The organism is Pseudomonas peli (assembly GCF_900099645.1).
In the GTDB taxonomy this organism is placed as follows: domain Bacteria; phylum Pseudomonadota; class Gammaproteobacteria; order Pseudomonadales; family Pseudomonadaceae; genus Aquipseudomonas; species Aquipseudomonas peli.
On sequence record NZ_FMTL01000003.1, the window covers coordinates 404,573 to 421,887 of the forward strand.

17 protein-coding genes are annotated in these 17,315 nt (G+C 61.3%); all 17 read right to left on the reverse strand.

Annotated features, from left to right (window positions below):
• Positions 1 to 65: 65 nt before the first annotated feature.
• A complete protein-coding gene (gene phaC, locus BLO50_RS16530) occupies positions 66 to 1,748 on the reverse strand; it encodes a class II poly(R)-hydroxyalkanoic acid synthase (RefSeq protein ID WP_090254910.1) in 1,683 nt (560 codons plus the stop codon).
• 192 nt (positions 1,749 to 1,940) lie between these two features.
• A complete protein-coding gene (gene phaZ / locus BLO50_RS16535) occupies positions 1,941 to 2,801 on the reverse strand; it encodes a poly(3-hydroxyalkanoate) depolymerase (RefSeq protein ID WP_090254912.1) in 861 nt (286 codons plus the stop codon).
• 155 nt (positions 2,802 to 2,956) lie between these two features.
• Positions 2,957 to 4,636, reverse strand: coding sequence for a class II poly(R)-hydroxyalkanoic acid synthase (gene phaC / locus BLO50_RS16540; RefSeq protein ID WP_090254914.1), 1,680 nt, complete (start codon positions 4,634 to 4,636; stop codon positions 2,957 to 2,959).
• A 373-nt stretch (positions 4,637 to 5,009) separates the two neighbouring features.
• Positions 5,010 to 5,384 (reverse strand): gamma-butyrobetaine hydroxylase family protein, encoded by a 375-nt coding sequence (locus tag BLO50_RS16545; protein ID WP_090254917.1) that lies wholly within the window; start codon positions 5,382 to 5,384, stop codon positions 5,010 to 5,012.
• A gap of 57 nt (positions 5,385 to 5,441) precedes the next feature.
• Complete coding sequence (gene hslU, locus BLO50_RS16550) at positions 5,442 to 6,782, reverse strand: HslU--HslV peptidase ATPase subunit (protein WP_090254919.1); 1,341 nt, start codon at positions 6,780 to 6,782, stop codon at positions 5,442 to 5,444.
• A 27-nt stretch (positions 6,783 to 6,809) separates the two neighbouring features.
• Positions 6,810 to 7,340 carry an ATP-dependent protease subunit HslV gene (hslV, locus tag BLO50_RS16555; protein ID WP_090254921.1) on the reverse strand — a complete coding sequence of 177 codons (531 nt, stop codon included), beginning with the start codon at positions 7,338 to 7,340 and terminating at the stop codon, positions 6,810 to 6,812.
• 141 nt (positions 7,341 to 7,481) lie between these two features.
• On the reverse strand, positions 7,482 to 8,162 hold the full coding sequence (locus BLO50_RS16560) for an SPOR domain-containing protein (RefSeq protein WP_090254923.1): 681 nt from the start codon (positions 8,160 to 8,162) through the stop codon (positions 7,482 to 7,484).
• Entirely contained in the window at positions 8,163 to 9,902 is a 1,740-nt protein-coding gene (gene argS / locus BLO50_RS16565; protein WP_090255178.1) for an arginine--tRNA ligase, read from the reverse strand.
• 214 nt (positions 9,903 to 10,116) lie between these two features.
• Complete coding sequence (gene betA, locus BLO50_RS16570) at positions 10,117 to 11,805, reverse strand: choline dehydrogenase (RefSeq protein ID WP_090254927.1); 1,689 nt, start codon at positions 11,803 to 11,805, stop codon at positions 10,117 to 10,119.
• A gap of 96 nt (positions 11,806 to 11,901) precedes the next feature.
• Positions 11,902 to 13,374, reverse strand: a complete 1,473-nt coding sequence (gene betB, locus BLO50_RS16575; RefSeq protein ID WP_090254929.1) for a betaine-aldehyde dehydrogenase — start codon at positions 13,372 to 13,374, stop codon at positions 11,902 to 11,904.
• A 185-nt stretch (positions 13,375 to 13,559) separates the two neighbouring features.
• Entirely contained in the window at positions 13,560 to 14,150 is a 591-nt protein-coding gene (gene betI, locus BLO50_RS16580; RefSeq protein ID WP_090254931.1) for a transcriptional regulator BetI, read from the reverse strand.
• Between the two features lie 135 nt (positions 14,151 to 14,285).
• Complete coding sequence (locus BLO50_RS16585) at positions 14,286 to 14,975, reverse strand: L-2-amino-thiazoline-4-carboxylic acid hydrolase (protein WP_090254934.1); 690 nt, start codon at positions 14,973 to 14,975, stop codon at positions 14,286 to 14,288.
• 34 nt (positions 14,976 to 15,009) lie between these two features.
• Positions 15,010 to 15,552, reverse strand: coding sequence for a DinB family protein (locus tag BLO50_RS16590; protein ID WP_090254936.1), 543 nt, complete (start codon positions 15,550 to 15,552; stop codon positions 15,010 to 15,012).
• A 28-nt stretch (positions 15,553 to 15,580) separates the two neighbouring features.
• A complete protein-coding gene (locus tag BLO50_RS16595; protein ID WP_090254938.1) occupies positions 15,581 to 15,889 on the reverse strand; it encodes an NIPSNAP family protein in 309 nt (102 codons plus the stop codon).
• 40 nt (positions 15,890 to 15,929) lie between these two features.
• A complete protein-coding gene (locus BLO50_RS16600; protein ID WP_090254940.1) occupies positions 15,930 to 16,091 on the reverse strand; it encodes a DUF2986 domain-containing protein in 162 nt (53 codons plus the stop codon).
• 134 nt (positions 16,092 to 16,225) lie between these two features.
• Positions 16,226 to 16,444 carry a hypothetical protein gene (locus tag BLO50_RS21700; protein WP_143003835.1) on the reverse strand — a complete coding sequence of 73 codons (219 nt, stop codon included), beginning with the start codon at positions 16,442 to 16,444 and terminating at the stop codon, positions 16,226 to 16,228.
• A gap of 81 nt (positions 16,445 to 16,525) precedes the next feature.
• The gene (locus BLO50_RS16605; protein ID WP_090254942.1) at positions 16,526 to 17,257 is read right to left on the reverse strand and encodes a hypothetical protein; all 732 of its coding nucleotides are present in this window, start codon (positions 17,255 to 17,257) and stop codon (positions 16,526 to 16,528) included.
• Positions 17,258 to 17,315: the final 58 nt, after the last annotated feature.

A 17,315-nucleotide genomic window follows, 5' to 3' on the forward strand; every position in this document is an offset into this window, starting at 1 on the left:
GGGAAGGCTGACGATACCTGGCCGCATGGGTTTGCGGCCAGTCTGATCAGGCATGTTTGGGTGGTTTAGCGCACATGCACATAGGTGCCGGGCGCAGCTTCCATGGCTGGGTAGTGCTGGTTACCAAGCGCCATCAGGGTGTCCTGTTGTTCACCCGAACGCTCTTGCATCCAGTTCAGCCACACCGGCCACCAACTGCCTTGCACGTGCTCGGCATCGTGGTACCAGGCGCGTGGGTCACCAGTGAGCTTGGGGTTCTCCAGGTAATTGGACTTCGGATTACCCGGTGGGTTGAGAATGCTCTGGATATGCCCGCTGTTGGACAGAATAAAGCGCCGATCACCGCCCAGCAGCAGCGTCGAGCGGTACACCGCATCCCAGGGGGTGATGTGGTCATTGATCCCAGCGACGCTGAAACTGTCGACCGTAACCTTCTGCAGATCGACGGGTGTACCGCAGACTTCCAGGCCGCGTGGGTGGGTCAGGGGGTTGTGCTTGAAGAAGTCGATCAGGTCGCCGTGTAAAGCAGCGGGTAGGCGGGTGTTGTCGTTGTTCCAGTAGAGAATGTCGAAGGCCGGCGGCTGCTTGCCGAGCAGGTAGTTGTTGATCCAGTAATTCCAGATCAGGTCGTTGGGGCGCATCCAGGCGAACACCCGCGCCATATCACGACCGTCTAGCACGCCCTGCTGGTAGGAGCGGCGTTTGGCGGCTTCGAGGGTCAGCTCGTCGGCAAACAGCATGGCCGGGCTGTCGATCTGGCTGTCGAGCATGCTGACCATGTAGGTGGCGCTGGCCACTTTGCGCAACTGGCGCTTGGCCTGCAGATGGCCTTGCAGTGCCGCAATGGTCAGGCCACCGGCGCAGGCGCCGAGCAGGTTAACGTCCTTGCTGCCGGTTATTTCACGGCAGGCGTCGATGGCTTTTTCCAGTGCTTCTACGTAACTCGACAGGCCCCATTCGCGGTGCCGTGGGTCGGGGTTACGCCAGCTGATGACGAAAGTTTGCAGGCCGTTCTTCAGCGCGTATTGGACGAAACTCTTTTCGCTGGAAAGGTCGAAAATATAGAACTTGTTGATTTGCGGCGGCACGATCAGCAGCGGCTTGGCGTACTGCTTTTCGCTCATCGGCTTGTACTGGATCAGCTCCAGCAGTTCACTGCGAAACACCACGGCACCGCTGGTGGTGGCCAGGTTGCGGCCGACTTCGAAGGCGTGTTTGCTGACCTGGCTGGGCATGCCGTCGTTATTGACCAAGTCATCGAACAGGTGACTCACGCCCTTGAACAGGCTGCTGCCGCCACTGTTGAACAGCTCTTTGATGACTTGCGGGTTGAGCAGGGTGTTGCTGGGCGCCAGGGCATCGCCGAGCAGGGTGGCGACAAAGCGCGCACGGGCACGGTCGTCGGTGTCCAGGTTGCTTTCGTCGATCCAGCTGTTCAACTGCTTCTGGCAGGCCAGGTAGGCTTGCAGGCTGCGGCTGTAGATCGGGTTATCACGCCAGGTCGGGTCGGCGAAACGCGGGTCCTGCGGGTTGACCTTGAACGGCTTGTCACCCAGCAGCACGCGACCGAGTTGACCGCCCAGTGCGGCGACATGGCGGGCACTGTGAATGGGTTGTTTGATCCCTTGCAGCGCCAGGCCGCGCAGGGTGGACAGCAGGTCGCGGCCGCGCAGACCGACCACTGCGTTTTGGGCATTCATCGCGCTGCTGCGTACGGGCAGGGCACGTTTGGCAGGTTGGTCTCGCATTGGGCAACACTCCGTCGTCAAACCATGAGACTTGATAAGCAGCAAGGCTTATACCAATGCGCGCGCATGGGCGTTCCAGACTGCCGCGCGCTAATTCTCAGGTAATACAACGTGCCCGAAAGTGGGTCAAGCACTGTGCTTCGGCACAGCCCCGGTGCGTGTTGTTGACGTGCTCGCCCAGCATGAGTGCGCTTAGCCGAGCGTGCGGGCTGGCGCGGGTTGTGGGTGCATGATCGCGCGCTGCCGTTCTTCCTCAAGAAACTTCATGATGATCGGCGCTACAGCTTCGGCGCGGGTTACCAGGAACAGGTGGCCGTCGTCGATCACGTGCAGTTCCGAGTTGGGGATGCGCCAGGCCAGCAGACGCATGTTCACCAGCGGGATGAGCGGGTCATCATCGCCGGCCATCACCAGCGTCGGTTGGCGAATCTTGTGCAGCCAGTGGATGCTGGTCCAGCCGAGGCCGGCGAACAGCTGCCAGTAGTAGCCCATCTTGCCGCCCGAACGGACTTTACTGGCATGCGCCAGGGCCAGTTTCGGGTCGCGGCGGAATGCGCCGCCGTAGATTTCCGGGGCAATCTGCACGCCGTAGGACGGTTGCACATAACGCCGCGGGCTGGCCATGCACCAGAGCACCTTGGGTTTGCCAGGCACCATCACCGCGCCGGCTGAGGTGGCGGCGAGGATCAGCTTCTTGCAGCGCTCGGGGTAATCATGGGCAAACTGCTGCGCCAGGGCTCCGCCCCATGACACGCCAATCGCATTGACCTGACCGTAGTCGAGGTAATCGAGCATGCGTGCGGCCAGTTTGGCCAGGCCAGGGAAGCGGTAGGGTGTGCTGGGCGTGGAGGAGCCGCCGACACCGGGTACGTCGAAGGCGATGACCTCCAGGCCGGGGTCCAGGGCGCGCACGAACGGCATGACCAGCTCCAGGTTGGCGCCGATGCCGTTAAAGATCAGCAGCGGAGTCATCTCGCCGTTACCGGGGCGAACCGCGGTGCGGATGGTCTGGCCGTCCAGTTCAATGGTGCGGAATACGAAAGGTAGCGACATGCGCAAAAGCCCTATCAATTAAAACGCTGGATCAGACCCTCCGGGTCTTTTCCAGAAATACCAGGGCTAAGCCTGGTTCGCCTCACCCGCGCCAATCAGCGGGTGGGCGAGCGACACCTCCAGTGCCGCGGGCAGTATGCGCAGTGCGCAGGTGATCAACGCTCGTGCACGTAGGTGCCTGGAGCTGCTTCGCCGGCCGGGTATTTTTTGTTGCCCAGCTGCGTCGGTGCCTTCTTGTGCGCGCCGGAGCGCTCGCCCAGCCAGACTTGCCAATGCAGCCACCAGGAGTCGGCGTGCTTGGTCGAACTGGCTTGCCAGGTTTTCGGGTCCGCATGCATCTGGGTGTTGGTCATGTAGCGTGCTTTCGGGTTACCCGGCGGGTTGAGAATGCTCTGAATGTGCCCGCTGTTGGACAGCACGAACTCGACATTGCCGCCGAACAGATTGGCCGATTTGTAGCACGACTCCCACGGCGTAATGTGATCGGTGGTGCCGGCCACGCAATAGAGGTCGCTGGTAACCTGCTTGAGGTCGATCGGTGTGCCGCAGACTTCCAGTGCGCCCGCGCGGATCAGCGGGTTGGAGGTAAACATGTCGATAAACTCGCCATGCAGGGCCGCGGGCAGGCGCGTGGTGTCGTTGTTCCAGTAGAGGATATCGAACACCGGCGGCTCGTTACCGAGCAGGTAGTTGTTGACCCAGTAGTTCCAGATCAGGTCGTTGGGGCGCATCCAGGCGAACACTTTAGCCATGTCGCTGCCTTCCAGCACACCGGCCTGATAGGAGCGGCGCTTGGCCAGCTCCAGACTTTTTTCGTCGGCGAACAGCGCCACATCGGTTTCCAGACGGTTATCCAGCACGCTGACCAGCAGGGTCAGTGCATGCACCTTCTTCTCACCCAGCGCGGCGTAATGGCCCAACAGCGAGGTGGTGGTCAGGCCGCCGGAGCAGGCGCCGAGCATGTTGATGTCTTTGCTGCCGGTGACGGCGGTGACCACGTCGATGGCTTCTTTCAGTGCTTCGATATAGGTCGACAGGCCCCACTCGCGGTGTGCCTTGGTCGGGTTGCGCCAGCTCACCACGAAGGTTTGCACGCCATTGCGCAGCAGGAAGCGCGCCACGCTCTTCTCCGGCGACAGGTCGAACACGTAGAACTTGTTGATCTGTGGTGGTACTACCAGCAGGGGGCGTTCGTGTACCTGCTCGGTGATCGGCTTGTACTGGATCAGTTCCAGCAGGTCGTTGCGGAAAATCACTGCGCCATCGGTGGTGGCCAGGCTTTTACCGACCTCGAAGGCGTTCATGTTGACCTGGCTGGGCATGCCACCGTTGTTGACGATGTCCTGGGCCAAGTGCGACAGGCCGTCGAGCAGGCTCTTGCCGCCGGTTTCGAAGAAGCGCTTAACAGCGGCCGGGTTGGCCATGCTGTTGCTGGGGGCCATGGCTTCGGTCATCAGATTGATCACGAAGTGGCCACGGCTGGCATCCTGTTCGGACAGGTTGCTGTGCTCGACCCAGTCATGCAGCTCCTTGCGCCAGGCCAGGTAGGTCTGCAGGTAGCGGCGGTACAGCGGATTCTGGCTCCAGGCGGGGTCGGCAAAGCGCCGGTCGCCATCGGCGGGGGTGAGGTCGGATTGGCCGAGCATCACGTTCTTCAGCTCCATGCTGAAGTGGGCGAGGTGTTTGGCGCTGTGCAGGGGTTGCTTGAGGGCTTGCTTGAGTACGACTCGGGCGGAGCTAAGTAGGTCTTTACCGCGGATGCCGATCACCGGGTTAAGGCCCAGCGTGTTCTCGGAGGCCTGGTGTTTCAGGTCATCATTATTCTTATCTGTCATCTACAACGCTCCATTGTCCTGAGACGAAATACCGGCGTACTGCTGTGCTCGGCGACACAGGGCTAAGGGCCAGGTATTGCCCGGATTACCAAGGGCGGATCGCTCCGCAATCGTCCTCGTCGCAGGGGCTGCCTGGCGCGAGAAACTTCCAACTACTTGGTTACCCGAGTTTGAGAATTTGTGCAAGCCGGCCGCGATCCAGGCCGAATGCATGATGAGTATGCAGGGAAGGATTAGAAAATGCGCTCTAACCCGCCAGGATCAACGAGCTAGACGGGCTGCTGCGCTGCGCAGATTGCCGCTTGGTGGTGCGGGCGTGAGGAAATAGCTGAAGCACCTGAGTCAATTCCTGACGGTATATCGCCTGGACACTTCAGAGCATCAGCTTGACCACGCTCTCGCTGGGATCGCGGGACTTGCCGGCGGCGGCGAGGGTGGCGAGGTAATCGTTCCACAGTTCAGTCTGGCGCAGGGACAGCTGTTCCAGATAATCCCAGGTGAACAGGCCGCTGTCGTGGCCGTCATCGAAGGTCAGTTTGAGGGCGTAATTGCCTGCTGGCTCGATCTTGTTCAGGCCGACGCCGAGCTTGCCGGTCTGCAGGATCGGTTTGCCGTGGCCCTGCACTTCCGCCGACGGCGAGTGCACGCGCAGGAACTCGGCGGGCAGGGTGTAGCGCTCGTCCGCCCCGTAATGCAGCTCCAGGGTTTTCGAGGCTTTGTGCAGTTTTATCGCGGTAGGGATGCGCATGATTGCTTCCTGGGTTGCTCCGAAGCCCGGATTGCATCCGGGCTTCGGGCGGGCGCGTTACAGGATATAGCGCGACAGGTCTTCGTCCTGCGCCAGCTCGCCGAGGTGGCTGTTGACGTAGGCCGCGTCGATCACGATCGGCGTACCGTTCTGCTGGCCAGCCAGGTCGCCAGCGCTGAAAGAGACTTCCTCCAACAGGCGTTCGAGCAGGGTGTGCAGGCGGCGCGCGCCGATGTTCTCGGTCTTTTCGTTGACCTGATAGGCAATCTCGGCGATGCGCTTGATACCTTCGGCAACGAACTGGATGCCCAGGCCTTCGGTGTTCAGCAGGGCGGCGTATTGCTCGGTGAGCGAGGCGTGCGGCTCGGTGAGAATGCGCTCGAAATCCTGCGGGGTCAGGGCTTTAAGCTCGACGCGAATCGGCAGGCGGCCTTGCAGCTCGGGCACCAGGTCGCTCGGCTTGCTCAGGTGGAACGCGCCGGAGGCGATAAACAGGATGTGGTCGGTTTTCACCATGCCCAGCTTGGTGTTAACCGTGCAGCCTTCGATCAGCGGCAGTAGGTCGCGCTGCACACCTTCGCGGGACACGTCGGCACCGCCGGTGTTACCGCGTTTGGCCACTTTGTCAATCTCGTCGATAAACACGATGCCGTTCTGTTCCACGGCTTCCAGGGCCTGGGCCTTGAGTTCTTCCTCGTTGACCAGACGCGCGGCTTCTTCATCGCGCACCATTTTCAGGGCTTCCTTGACCTTGAGCTTGCGGCTCTTCTTCTTGCCCTTGCCCATGTTGGAAAACAGGCTTTGCAGCTGGTTGGTCATCTCTTCCATGCCTGGCGGGGTCATGATTTCGATGCCGGCCGGAGCGTCGGCCACTTCGATCTCGATGTCCTTGTCATCCAGCTGACCCTCGCGCAGGCGCTTGCGGAACAGCTGGCGGGTGTTGGAGTCGTTGCCCGGTGCGGCTTCTTCGCTGAAACCGGTGCGGGCCGGTGGCAGCAGGGCATCGAGGATGCGCTCTTCAGCGGCATCTTCGGCGCGGTGACGAACTTTGACCATCTCCTGCTCGCGCAGCATCTTGATTGCCGCATCGGCGAGGTCACGGATGATCGACTCGACATCGCGGCCGACATAACCGACTTCGGTGAACTTGGTTGCTTCCACCTTGATAAACGGTGCGTTGGCCAGCTTGGCCAGGCGGCGGGCGATTTCGGTTTTACCGACGCCGGTCGGGCCGATCATCAGGATATTCTTGGGCGTCACTTCGGCGCGCAGCTCAACCGGCAGCTGCATGCGCCGCCAGCGGTTGCGCAGGGCAATGGCCACGGCGCGCTTGGCGTCGTCCTGACCGATGATGTGGCGGTTGAGTTCGTGAACGATTTCGCGGGGCGTCATGGACATGCGGGTTTACTCCAGAAGAAGGCGCGCTTACTCGGCGCAGTCTTCTTCTTCGATAGTCAGGGTTTGGTTAGTGAAGACACAAATGGAGCCGGCAATGTTCAGCGCGGTTTCGGTGATTTCACGGGCACTCAAATCGGTTTTCTGCAGCAGGGCCATGGCCGCGGCCTGGGCGAAACCGCCGCCGGAGCCCATGGCGATCAGGCCATGCTCGGGCTCAACCACATCGCCGTTGCCGGTGATGATCAGCGAGGCGTCCTTGTTAGCCACTGCCAGCATGGCTTCCAGGCGGCTCAGCGAGCGGTCGGTGCGCCAGTCTTTGGCCAGTTCAACGGCGGCGCGCACCAGATGGCCTTGATGCTTTTCCAGCTGGCCTTCAAAGCGTTCAAACAGGGTAAATGCGTCAGCGGTGGCGCCGGCAAAACCGGCCAGCACCTGGCCGTGGTACAGGCGGCGAACTTTTTTCGCGTTGCCTTTCATCACGGTATTGCCGAGGGACACCTGGCCGTCGCCGCCCATGACGACTTTGCCGTTGCGGCGCACTGAAACGATGGTGGTCAAGGGGAGAGTCTCCACGCAGCGGGGCGAAAGTGCCCAATGCCGAATGAAGTGGGGGCAGCGGCAGCCCGCTTCAAGCCCTGTAGCGCATGCTGTCCGACAAATAGTCGTCAGAGCGCGCCGCAGGGCCTGAAATTACGCGGTTTATTGCGCCTGGCGCTGCTGTAACAACAGATTGCTGAAGCCGCTGGCGGACAGAGTTTTCTGCGCCTGGCCGAGCTGTTCGCGGGTGGCGAAGGGGCCGACCAGCACGCGGTGCCAGGTTTCCTCGCGCACGGTGCCGGATTCCACCTGCACGCTTTGCCCGAGCAGGATGATCTGCGCGCGCAGGCTGTCGGCGTCGTCCTTGCGGCGGAACGAGCCAGCCTGAAGGAAGAACTGCGAGCTGACCGGACCTTTGGCGACCACCGGCGGCGGCGGTGGCACCTGGCCGTTAAGTGCGGCTTCGGCGCGGGCGGCGTCGATCTTCGCGGCTTCTTCCGGGGTGACCGGCTTCTGCGCGGGCGGTGCGACGGGCTCGATGCTTTGCGGCGGCAGGATCACTTCCGATTCCGGTAGCAGGGTATAGAAGTCGTACTTGGGCTTGGCCGGCTCGTTGCTGGCAGGCTTGGCCGCCGCCGCTTTATTGGCCTGAGTGACGCGCGCCTGTTCGACCTTGTTGCGCTTGATCTCATCGCGACCCGGTTCGAGGCTGAACAGAAACACCATAAAGCCGCCGATCACCAGGCCGCAGACCAGCCAGAACCAACCCGGCACCGGTTTTTTCGCCGGCGCTTGGTAACGGCTGGCGCCGCGTTTGGCGGCGGGCTTTTTCTTGGCGGCCACTTACATGCGCTCCAGGGTTTCCAGGCCGAGCAGTTCCAGGCCCTGCTTGAGCGTGCGCGCGGTCAGTGCGGCCAAGCGTAGGCGGCTGTTGCGCGCTGCGATGTCCTCGGTGGAGAGGATCGGGCAGTTCTCGTAGAAGCTCGAGAACAGCCCGGCCAGGTCGTACAGATAGGCGCAGAGCAGGTGCGGTTCGCCCTTGTCGGCGACGCTGGCGAGCACTTCCGCGAACTGCGCGAGCTTGCCGGCCAGTTCGATTTCATGGGCGGCCTGCAGGTCGAGGCTGCCTTCGATCTGCTCGAAACCCTTGCCCAGCTTGCGGAACACGCTGGCCACACGGGTGTAGGCGTACAGCAGGTAAGGCGCGGTGTTGCCCTCAAAACTCAGCATCAGCTCGAAGTTGAAGCGGTAGTCGCTGGTGCGGTGCTTGGACAGGTCGGCGTATTTCACTGCACCGATGCCCACGGCGCGGGCGATCTGCCGCAGCTCGGCTTCGTCCAGTTCGGGGTTCTTGCCTTTGACCAGGGCGTAGGCGCGCTCTTCGGCCTCATCGAGCAGGTCGACCAGCTTCACGGTGCCGCCGTCGCGGGTTTTGAACGGGCGGCCATCGGCGCCGTTCATGGTGCCGAAGCCCATGTGCTCCAACTGCATGTTGGCAGGGACGAAGCCGGCCAGGCGCGCGGCGGTGAAGACCATCTGGAAGTGCAGGGCCTGGCGCTGGTCGACGAAGTACAGCGCGCGGTCGGCTTTCAACGCATTGGCGCGGTAGCGGGTAGCGGCCAGGTCGGTGGTGGCGTACAGGTAACCACCACCGGCCTTCTGCACGATCAGCGGCAGCGGGTTGCCTTCGGCGTTCTTGAACTCGTCCATAAACACGCACTGCGCGCCGTCGCTTTCGCTGAGCAGGCCCTTGGCCTTGAGGTCGGCGACCACGTTGGCCAGGTCGTCGTTGTAGGCACTCTCGCCTTTCACGTCGGCCATGCTCAGCTTCACGCCAAGGCGGTCATACAGCGCCTGGCAGTGGCTCAGGGAAATATCGTTGAAGCGGTGCCACAGGCGCAGACATTCGGCGTCACCGGCTTGCAGCTGCACCACCAGCTCGCGGGCACGCTCGGCGAACTCAGGGGATTCGTCGAAGCGCTTCTTCGCCGCGCGGTAGAAACCTTCCAGATCCGCCAGCTCGCTTTCGGCGGCCTCCGGGTTTTCCTGCATAAAGGCCAGCAGCATGCCGAACTGGGTGCCCCAGTCGCCCACGTGGTTCTGGCGGATCACGTCGTCGCCGAGGAACTCCAGCACCCGCGCCACGCCGTCACCGATGATGGTCGAGCGCAGATGGCCGACGTGCATCTCTTTGGCCAGGTTGGGCGCCGACAGGTCGACCACCACGCGCTGCGCTGGGCCAGCCTTGCGTACGCCAAGCTTGGCGTCGGCCAGCAGGGCGTCCAGGCGCGCGGCCAGGGCTTGGGTGTTCTGATAGAAATTGAGGAAGCCCGGGCCGGCGATCTCGACCTTGCTGATCGCAGCATCGCTCGGCAGCGCGGCGATCAGCTTCTCGGCCAGGTCACGCGGCTTCATGCCGGCGGGCTTGGCCAGCATCATGGCGATATTGCTGGCAAAGTCGCCGTGGGTCTTGTCTTTGGTGTTCTCCACCTGAATGGCCGGGCTCAGGCCTTCCGGCAGCACGCCGTCGGCGGTGAGGCGGGTCAGGGCTTGCTGGATCAGGTGGCGAATGCTGTCTTTCATGGTCTGCTCGGTCGGCCGTGGGGGGCGGCGGCGCACAAAGGCGCTGGTTGAAAACTGCGCATTATCGACGCCCTTCGCCCGCAGCTTCAAGCAGCGCGTGGTTTCGCCGGGCTAAAGGCCGCCGCGATGGGCTGCAGATCACGCCGCGCTGGGCATATATAGACAAACGCCGCAGAGGCGAAACCACTGCGGCGTCTGGGTGTGGCGCGCAGCGTTAGGCAGAGCGCTGCGCCGTGCCGCGCACCGCCGCGTTGCCGGCGACGAAATACGGCGCGCTGCTGCGTGGCAGCGGGGCGCGGCCACGGATTTTGTCGGCGATCTTCTCGGCCATCATGATGGTTGGTGCATTCAGATTGCCGGTGACGATCAGCGGCATGATCGACGCATCCACCACGCGCAGGCCCTGCACGCCATGTACGCGGCCCTGGCCGTCGACCACCGCCATATCGTCTTCACCCATCTTGCAGGAACACGACGGATGGTAGGCCGTTTCTGCATGTTCGCGGATAAAGGCGTCCAGTTCGGCGTCGGTTTGCAGCTCGGCGCCGGGGCTGATCTCACGTCCGCGATACGGGTCCAGGGCGGATTGCGCCATGATTTCGCGGGTGATGCGGATGCCGTCGCGGAACTCGCGCCAGTCCTGCTCGTGCGCCATGTAGTTGAAGAGGATGCTCGGGTGCTGGCGCGGGTCTTTGGATTTGACCTGAATGCGTCCACGGCTTGGCGAGCGCATGGAGCCCATGTGTGCCTGGAAACCGTGTTCTTTAACCGCGTTGCTGCCGTTGTAGTTAATCGCCACCGGCAGGAAGTGGTACTGGATATTCGGCCACTCGAACTCGCTACTTGAGCGGATAAAGCCGCCGGCCTCGAACTGGTTGCTGGCGCCGATGCCTTTGCCGAGGAACAGCCAATTGGCACCGATCATCGGCTGATTCCACCATTGCAGCGCCGGGTACAGCGACACCGGTTGCTTGCAGGCGTATTGCAGGTACACCTCCAGGTGATCCTGCAGGTTCTGGCCGACGCCAGGCAGGTCGTGCACCAAGGGGATGTCCAGCTCGCGCAGCAGCGCCGCCGGGCCTACGCCGGAGCGTTGCAGCACCTGCGGCGAGGCAATCGCGCCGCCACACAGCAGCACTTCGCGGCGCGCGTTGACGGTGATCGGTGTGTCGTTATCGCCCTGCAGATATGCCACGCCGCTGGCTCGTTTGCCGCTGAACAGAATGCGGTCAGTGAGGGCGTGAGTAATGATGGTCAGGTTTGGCCGTTCGCGGGCCTGGTCGAGATAGCCGCGTGCGGTGCTGGAGCGGCGGCCCTTGGGCGTGACGGTACGGTCCATCGGGCCGAAGCCTTCCTGCTGGTAACCGTTGAGGTCGTCGGTGCGCGGATAACCGGCCTGCACGCCGGCTTCGATCATGGCGTGGAACAGCGGGTTATTGCCGTTTTTAGGGGTGGTTACCGACACAGGGCCATCGCCGCCATGGTAGGCATTGGCGCCGATATCACGGGTTTCCGCCTTGCGGAAATACGGCAGGCAATCCAGATAGCTCCAGTCTTCCAGGCCCTTTTCCTCGGCCCAGCCGTCGTAATCCTTGGCGTTGCCGCGGATGTAGCACATGCCGTTGATCAGGGACGAGCCGCCCAGGCCCTTGCCGCGCCCGCACTCCATGCGGCGGTTGTTCATGTGCGGTTCGGGTTCGGTCAGGTAGGCCCAGTTGTAGCGCCGACCTTGCAGCGGGAAGGCCAGGGCGGCGGGCATCTGGGTGCGGAAATCCAGGCGGTAATCCGGGCCGCCGGCTTCCAGCAGCAGCACGCTGACGTCGGCGTCTTCAGTCAGCCGGGTGGCCAGCACGTTACCGGCCGAGCCGGCGCCGATGATGATGTAGTCGAATTCCTGGGGCATAAAAGCTCCTGTAGCCCGGATGCACTCCGGGGAAAACGCGGTGACTGTTCCCGGATTGCATCCGGGCTACGGGGCGGCGATCAATCCGTGGGCGGGTCAGAACACCGAGGTGTAACCGCCCAGCTCAACCTGTACCGATTTGATCCGCGTGTAGTGCGCCAGGGTGGTCAGGCCGTTCTCGCGGCCGACGCCGGATTGCTTGTAACCGCCCACCGGCATTTCCGCAGGCGACTCGCCCCAGGTGTTGATCCAGCAGATGCCAGCTTCCAGCTTGTGGATCACTCGGTGAGCGCGGTTCAGGTCGCGGGTTACCACGCCGGCGGCCAGGCCGTACTCGGTGGCGTTGGCGCGGCGGATCACTTCCTCTTCGCTGTCGTACACCAGGATGCTCATCACCGGGCCGAAGATTTCCTCACGGACGATGGTCATGCCGTCGTTGCAGTCGGTGAATACCGTCGGCGCGACATAGGCGCCTTTGGCGTAGTCGCCCTCGGTCACGCGGTTGCCACCGATCAGCAGGCGCGCGCCTTCGCTGCGGCCTTTTTCGATATAGCCGAGCACGCTGTCCATATGCGCCGCGCTGACCAGCGGGCCGAAGTTGGTGGCGTCATTCAGCGGATCGCCGAGGCGGATGCGTTTGACCCGCTCCAGCACCTTGGCCTCGAAGCGTGCCTGCAGCATGCGCGGCACAAATACGCGGGTGCCGTTGGTGCAGACCTGGCCCGAGCTGTAGAAGTTGGCCATCACCGCAATATCGGCGGCCCGGTCGAGGTCGGCGTCCTCGAAGATGATCAGTGGCGACTTGCCGCCCAGCTCCATGGTCACTTCCTTGAGCGACGAGCTGGAGGCGCTGGCCATGACCTTCTTGCCGGTCACGGTGCCGCCGGTGAAGGAAATCTTCTCGATGCCCGGATGCTCGGTCAGCCACTGGCCAACTTCACGGCCGCTGCCGGTCAGCACGTTAAACACGCCATCCGGCAGGCCGGCGGCGCTGTAGATTTCCGCCAGTTTCAATGCGCTCAGCGAGGTGATTTCGCTGGGTTTGAAGATCATCGCGTTGCCAGCGGCCAGGGCTGGGGCGGATTTCCACAGAGCGATCTGGATCGGGTAGTTCCACGCGCCAATACCGGCGACCACGCCCAGTGGCTCGCGGCGGGTGTAGACGAAACTGGTGTCGCGCAGCGGGATCTGCTCGCCTTCGATGGCCGGGATCAAGCCGGCGTAATACTCCAGCACGTCGGCGCCAGTGACGATATCGACATAGCGGGTTTCGGAGAGCGGCTTGCCGGTGTCGAGGGTTTCCAGCTCGGCCAGCTCATCGTTGCGCTCGCGCAGGATGTCGACTGCCTTGCGCAGGATGCGCGAACGCTGCATGGCGGTCATCGCCGCCCACACCTTTTGGCCTTCGGTGGCGCTGGCCACGGCCAGTTCCACGTCCGCTTTGCTGGCACGCTGCACGCGGGCCAGTACTTCGCCGGTGGCGGGGTTGATGCTGTCGAAGGTCTCGCCACTGCTGGCCGTTACATAACGGCCGCCAATAAAGAGCTGCTGTTCGTCGAAGCGGGGCATGGCGCGTTCCTCGTGTGCGGTGGTCGACGCGAGCCGCCTGGCGCAGGTCGTCGGTGTAGGCAATATAGACGCAAGGCTAAATTATCTTAATTGAACGATCAATCAATAACAACGACAGGGCACAGCCAAACGCGACACGCCGGGCGTGTCGGCGGCGGTATTCGGGTTGTTGAAAGAGGGGGCGGCTATTGCGCCTTGAGCAGTTGCAGGTCGAGGTATTCGTAGGCGATTTCAATCGCCTGGCGGGTGTCGAAGCCCTCGCCGGACAGCGCCCCGCGTAGCCACAAACCATCGATCAATGCCGCCAGACCACGGGCAGCGCTGCGCGCCTGCTCCTGCGGCAATACCCGGCTGAATTGCCCACACAGGTTGGAATACAGGCGGTGATCGTTGACCCGCTGCAAACGCCGCAGCGCCGGCTGGTGCATGCTGGTGGCCCAGAACGCCAGCCAGGTTTTCATCGCCGGGCCGTTGACCTGGCTGTCATCGAAGTTGCCTTCAATCATTGCCCGCAGGTGTTCGCGCGGCTGGTCCGGCGGCAGGCTGGCGCGGCGTTCGCGCACGGCATCGCTAAGCGCCTGCATCAGGTGGCGCATGGTGGCGTCGAGCAGGCCGTTCTTGTCGCGGAAATAGTGGCTGATGATGCCGTTGGAGACCCCGGCGATCCGCGCGATATAGGCGATGCTGGCATCGCTCATGCCGACCTGATCAACCGCTTCGAGGGTGGCCGCGATCAATTGCGAGCGGCGGATCGGTTGCATTCCGACCTTGGGCATCTGCTTCTCCATCGATGGGGGCGTCCCCGGAATGCGCGCAGTCTAGGCCGGTTATTGTTGAACGATCAATCAAACATGACGTTCCAGAGATGACCTGTCGGTCAGGGGCATGCCGCTGCGCGAGGGCCGACGGCGCTAGATTCCAGGATGATCGGCGGCGGTTTTATCGACGCCCGCGCCTTCGCGAGCAATCAGCTGAACCGGTGGCACGCTAAAGCGAAAATCGCAGTAGGTCGCGCCGCCAGCGAGGGTTTGCGTGCGCTGCAGAGTCACGCCCCAATCTGCTGCCATACGGTAATCCAGGCTGCACGCGGCAAAGTGGGTCAGCTCCGGCGCACCCTGCTCGCGCAGGTAACTGGCCAGCGGACACACCTGCACATCAAAGGCCACGCCAGCGGCGGCGGGCAGATTGCTGCGGCGAAAAGGCCGGGTAAACACCAGGCTGAATAGCGCGTCGAGCAGCCATTTGATGCGTGCCTGCAAGCGGCTGCTGCGCAGGCGCGACACCTTGAACGCCATGGCGCTGGCCGGAGCGAAGATCTGCCAGTTGATCTGCTCGATCCACTCGCCGGCCTGCTGCGGGCTAATGCCCTGCTCCTGCAGGGCGCGGTACAGCGCGTAATCCCACTGCATATAACGCAGCAGCAGATTTACCCCAGGCGAATGGCTTACCTGCGTGCGTTGCAGTTCACTCTGCACCTCCAGGGTTCTGGCCCATATCACTGTCGACGTGGTCGCCGGCAAACACGCACCCAGCTGCGCCTGCGCCGCGCGGCGAAAGGCGACGCGCGGGAGATAAACCAGCAGCAGGGCGAGTGGCTTCATCGGCTGTCGTGGCTCTGGCGGATTGCTGAGCGCATTAGCGCGGCTCAACGTCGGCAATCAGCGCCAGTAAATCGGTCACGCCGATATCCTGACCAGCCTGATGGAGCAGGGCGCTGGCCTGGCCGCGATGGTGAGTCTGATGATTGAAGAAATGCAGCATCAGGCTGGCGTACGGCCGCTGCGCCGGCACGCCCTTCATATTGCCGTAGGCCAGCACATGCTCCAGGTCCGGCTCGGTCAGCGCTGCCACCAAGTCGCTGATATGCCCATCCAGCCGGCTGCGCAAAGCATGTAGCGGCGCGAAGGTGTCGAATAGCAGCTGATCCAGCGCCGCTGGCCGCTGCAGATCGCTGATCACTTCACGCAGTTCAGAGCAGGCTGGGTGTTCGGCAAAGCGCTTGAGCCAGATGATATCGGCCACCGCAATATGGTTAAGGGTGGCGAGGATGGACGGGAAAAACGCCCCGCGATCCTCACTCAGCGCCTGCGGCGACAGCTGGCCGGCGGCTACGTAGAGCTTGTCATTCATCCACGCGTTATAGCGGGCCATCAACTGGAAGTGGGCGAGCTGGGACATGGCGCTTAACTCGGCAATTAAGGTTCAGTCAGGCATCGAATACCGGGCGGAAGAAGGTGCGCTCGTAGCTGATGATGCACTGGGTCTCTTCCGCATAGTTAAAGGCCGCCAGGCACTCGGCGTCGGCAAAGGACTTCAGCCGATACTGTTCGTACTCCGCGAGGCTGGGAAAGCTGAACATCGCCAGGCCGATATTGTTGGCACCTTCCGATGGCAGAAAGTAACCGTGATGCGTACCGCCAAACTTCGCCACCAGGGCAATCCACAGCTTGCCGTAATGCTCGAATTCCTTGAGTTTGCGCGGGTCGAGCACATAGCGGATATGGCAGGTGATCATGGTGTGTTCTCTCGGTTACGGCTGAGGTAGGAAAGCGCACTCAGTTCTCAGGGGTAATGGTGGCTTCCGGGTTGGCTTCGGCAGCCAGCTTTAAACGGTCGGCTTTGCTGATATAGGTGGATTTTTTCTTGGGTGCCAATTTGGCGTTGGCCTTTTTGGCGTGAGCTTCTAGTAGCTGTTTGATTTTCTTGCGGCGGTTCATGGTTTAAGGCCAGGTTGGTTAATGGGGGATACAAAAAGCGGTTTTGAGAAGCAATCTAGCGGTTTGATGGCTTTGAGTAGATCAAAAATAAATCCCCCGACCCTTTAACTTCTTGGGCCTCATACCCATTGCCGTCACGGTAATGGGCCGATACGGGAAAGCAGCGAAGGCTTGTTGCGAAATGCGCTGGCAATGGCATCAATGCCCAAGGCGCTAATGACCGCAGCGGCAAGCAGGGGGCCGGCACTATGGTCAGACACGACGACAATTGCGACCGCAAGTACGACGAAGAATAGTCCGAACACTGCGGTGATGATTCGGTAGTTTCTTGAGCCACCTGATCTGTTTTTCATAGGGACTGACGTTTTGTTAAGGGGCGGGCTTTAACCCGCCCCAGTGAGTGCAGCAAACGGTTTGAACCAGCCGTCAGATATTTAAACTTCATTGCTGGATGGTTCTGTACTTTGAATGTTGAAAAGCGTATCTCCAAACTCTGGATTGTATTTCCGGGCTTCTTCTAGTGATACTGCCGGGATTTTAACTGTGGCTTTATGACGGCGACCAAATACATCGGTGATTTCTATTTTGACTTTTACGTGCTGCTTGTCGGATTTGGGGAAGCAACCGCCCCAGCTCTCGGGTTGCTCAAAGTAGACAACACCATTTTTGGACTTTCCTACTTCGAGAAAGGTTTCTGGCTTGGCGGGTGACAGATAATTTTTCTGTGTCAGGAATGGGTAGACTTTTATGCTATCTCCGATTCTTGCCTGAAAATCAGTAATTGCTACTGCTTGGTGCTCAATCCAAAACCAGCCAATGGTGTTTTTCAACCAAATAAAACTCCATGGCGTTAGGTTCCAGTGGTAAGCAATTCTGATTTTGTGAATGCTTGATGGTGCAGCGCCAACATTTGAGATATATAAATATATAGCAATGGCCGTTTGATGTTCATCATATCCGTTGTGCTTGTTTCCAGTTAAATATGTGCAGCTGAACGTTGGGCCGGGAATAGTTTCTATTTTGAATTTTGGCTTCCGACGCAGAGCTGAAAAAATACCGCTAAACCAGCCAAAAATAACGGTGACGATAAAAAGTGCGACAGTGAGAACGCCCTGGTTCTCATTTGTCCAAGTCGACGCATTTGTGAACAACTCGATTATTGGCATAAATATCTAACGTTTGGTTAGGGTGCGGGCTTTAGCCCGTCCCAGTGAGCGCAGCGAA

Coding starts and splice junctions, on each gene's coding strand:
- phaC (WP_090254910.1), bottom strand. CDS start 1,748: ATGCGAGACCAACCTGCCAAACGTGCCCTGCCCGTACGCAGCAGCGCG.
- phaZ (WP_090254912.1), bottom strand. CDS start 2,801: ATGTCGCTACCTTTCGTATTCCGCACCATTGAACTGGACGGCCAGACC.
- phaC (WP_090254914.1), bottom strand. CDS start 4,636: ATGACAGATAAGAATAATGATGACCTGAAACACCAGGCCTCCGAGAAC.
- BLO50_RS16545 (WP_090254917.1), bottom strand. CDS start 5,384: ATGCGCATCCCTACCGCGATAAAACTGCACAAAGCCTCGAAAACCCTG.
- hslU (WP_090254919.1), bottom strand. CDS start 6,782: ATGTCCATGACGCCCCGCGAAATCGTTCACGAACTCAACCGCCACATC.
- argS (WP_090255178.1), bottom strand. CDS start 9,902: ATGAAAGACAGCATTCGCCACCTGATCCAGCAAGCCCTGACCCGCCTC.
- betA (WP_090254927.1), bottom strand. CDS start 11,805: ATGCCCCAGGAATTCGACTACATCATCATCGGCGCCGGCTCGGCCGGT.
- betB (WP_090254929.1), bottom strand. CDS start 13,374: ATGCCCCGCTTCGACGAACAGCAGCTCTTTATTGGCGGCCGTTATGTA.
- betI (WP_090254931.1), bottom strand. CDS start 14,150: ATGCCCAAGGTCGGAATGCAACCGATCCGCCGCTCGCAATTGATCGCG.
- BLO50_RS16585 (WP_090254934.1), bottom strand. CDS start 14,975: ATGAAGCCACTCGCCCTGCTGCTGGTTTATCTCCCGCGCGTCGCCTTT.
- BLO50_RS16590 (WP_090254936.1), bottom strand. CDS start 15,552: ATGTCCCAGCTCGCCCACTTCCAGTTGATGGCCCGCTATAACGCGTGG.
- BLO50_RS16595 (WP_090254938.1), bottom strand. CDS start 15,889: ATGATCACCTGCCATATCCGCTATGTGCTCGACCCGCGCAAACTCAAG.
- BLO50_RS16600 (WP_090254940.1), bottom strand. CDS start 16,091: ATGAACCGCCGCAAGAAAATCAAACAGCTACTAGAAGCTCACGCCAAA.
- BLO50_RS21700 (WP_143003835.1), bottom strand. CDS start 16,444: ATGAAAAACAGATCAGGTGGCTCAAGAAACTACCGAATCATCACCGCA.
- BLO50_RS16605 (WP_090254942.1), bottom strand. CDS start 17,257: ATGCCAATAATCGAGTTGTTCACAAATGCGTCGACTTGGACAAATGAG.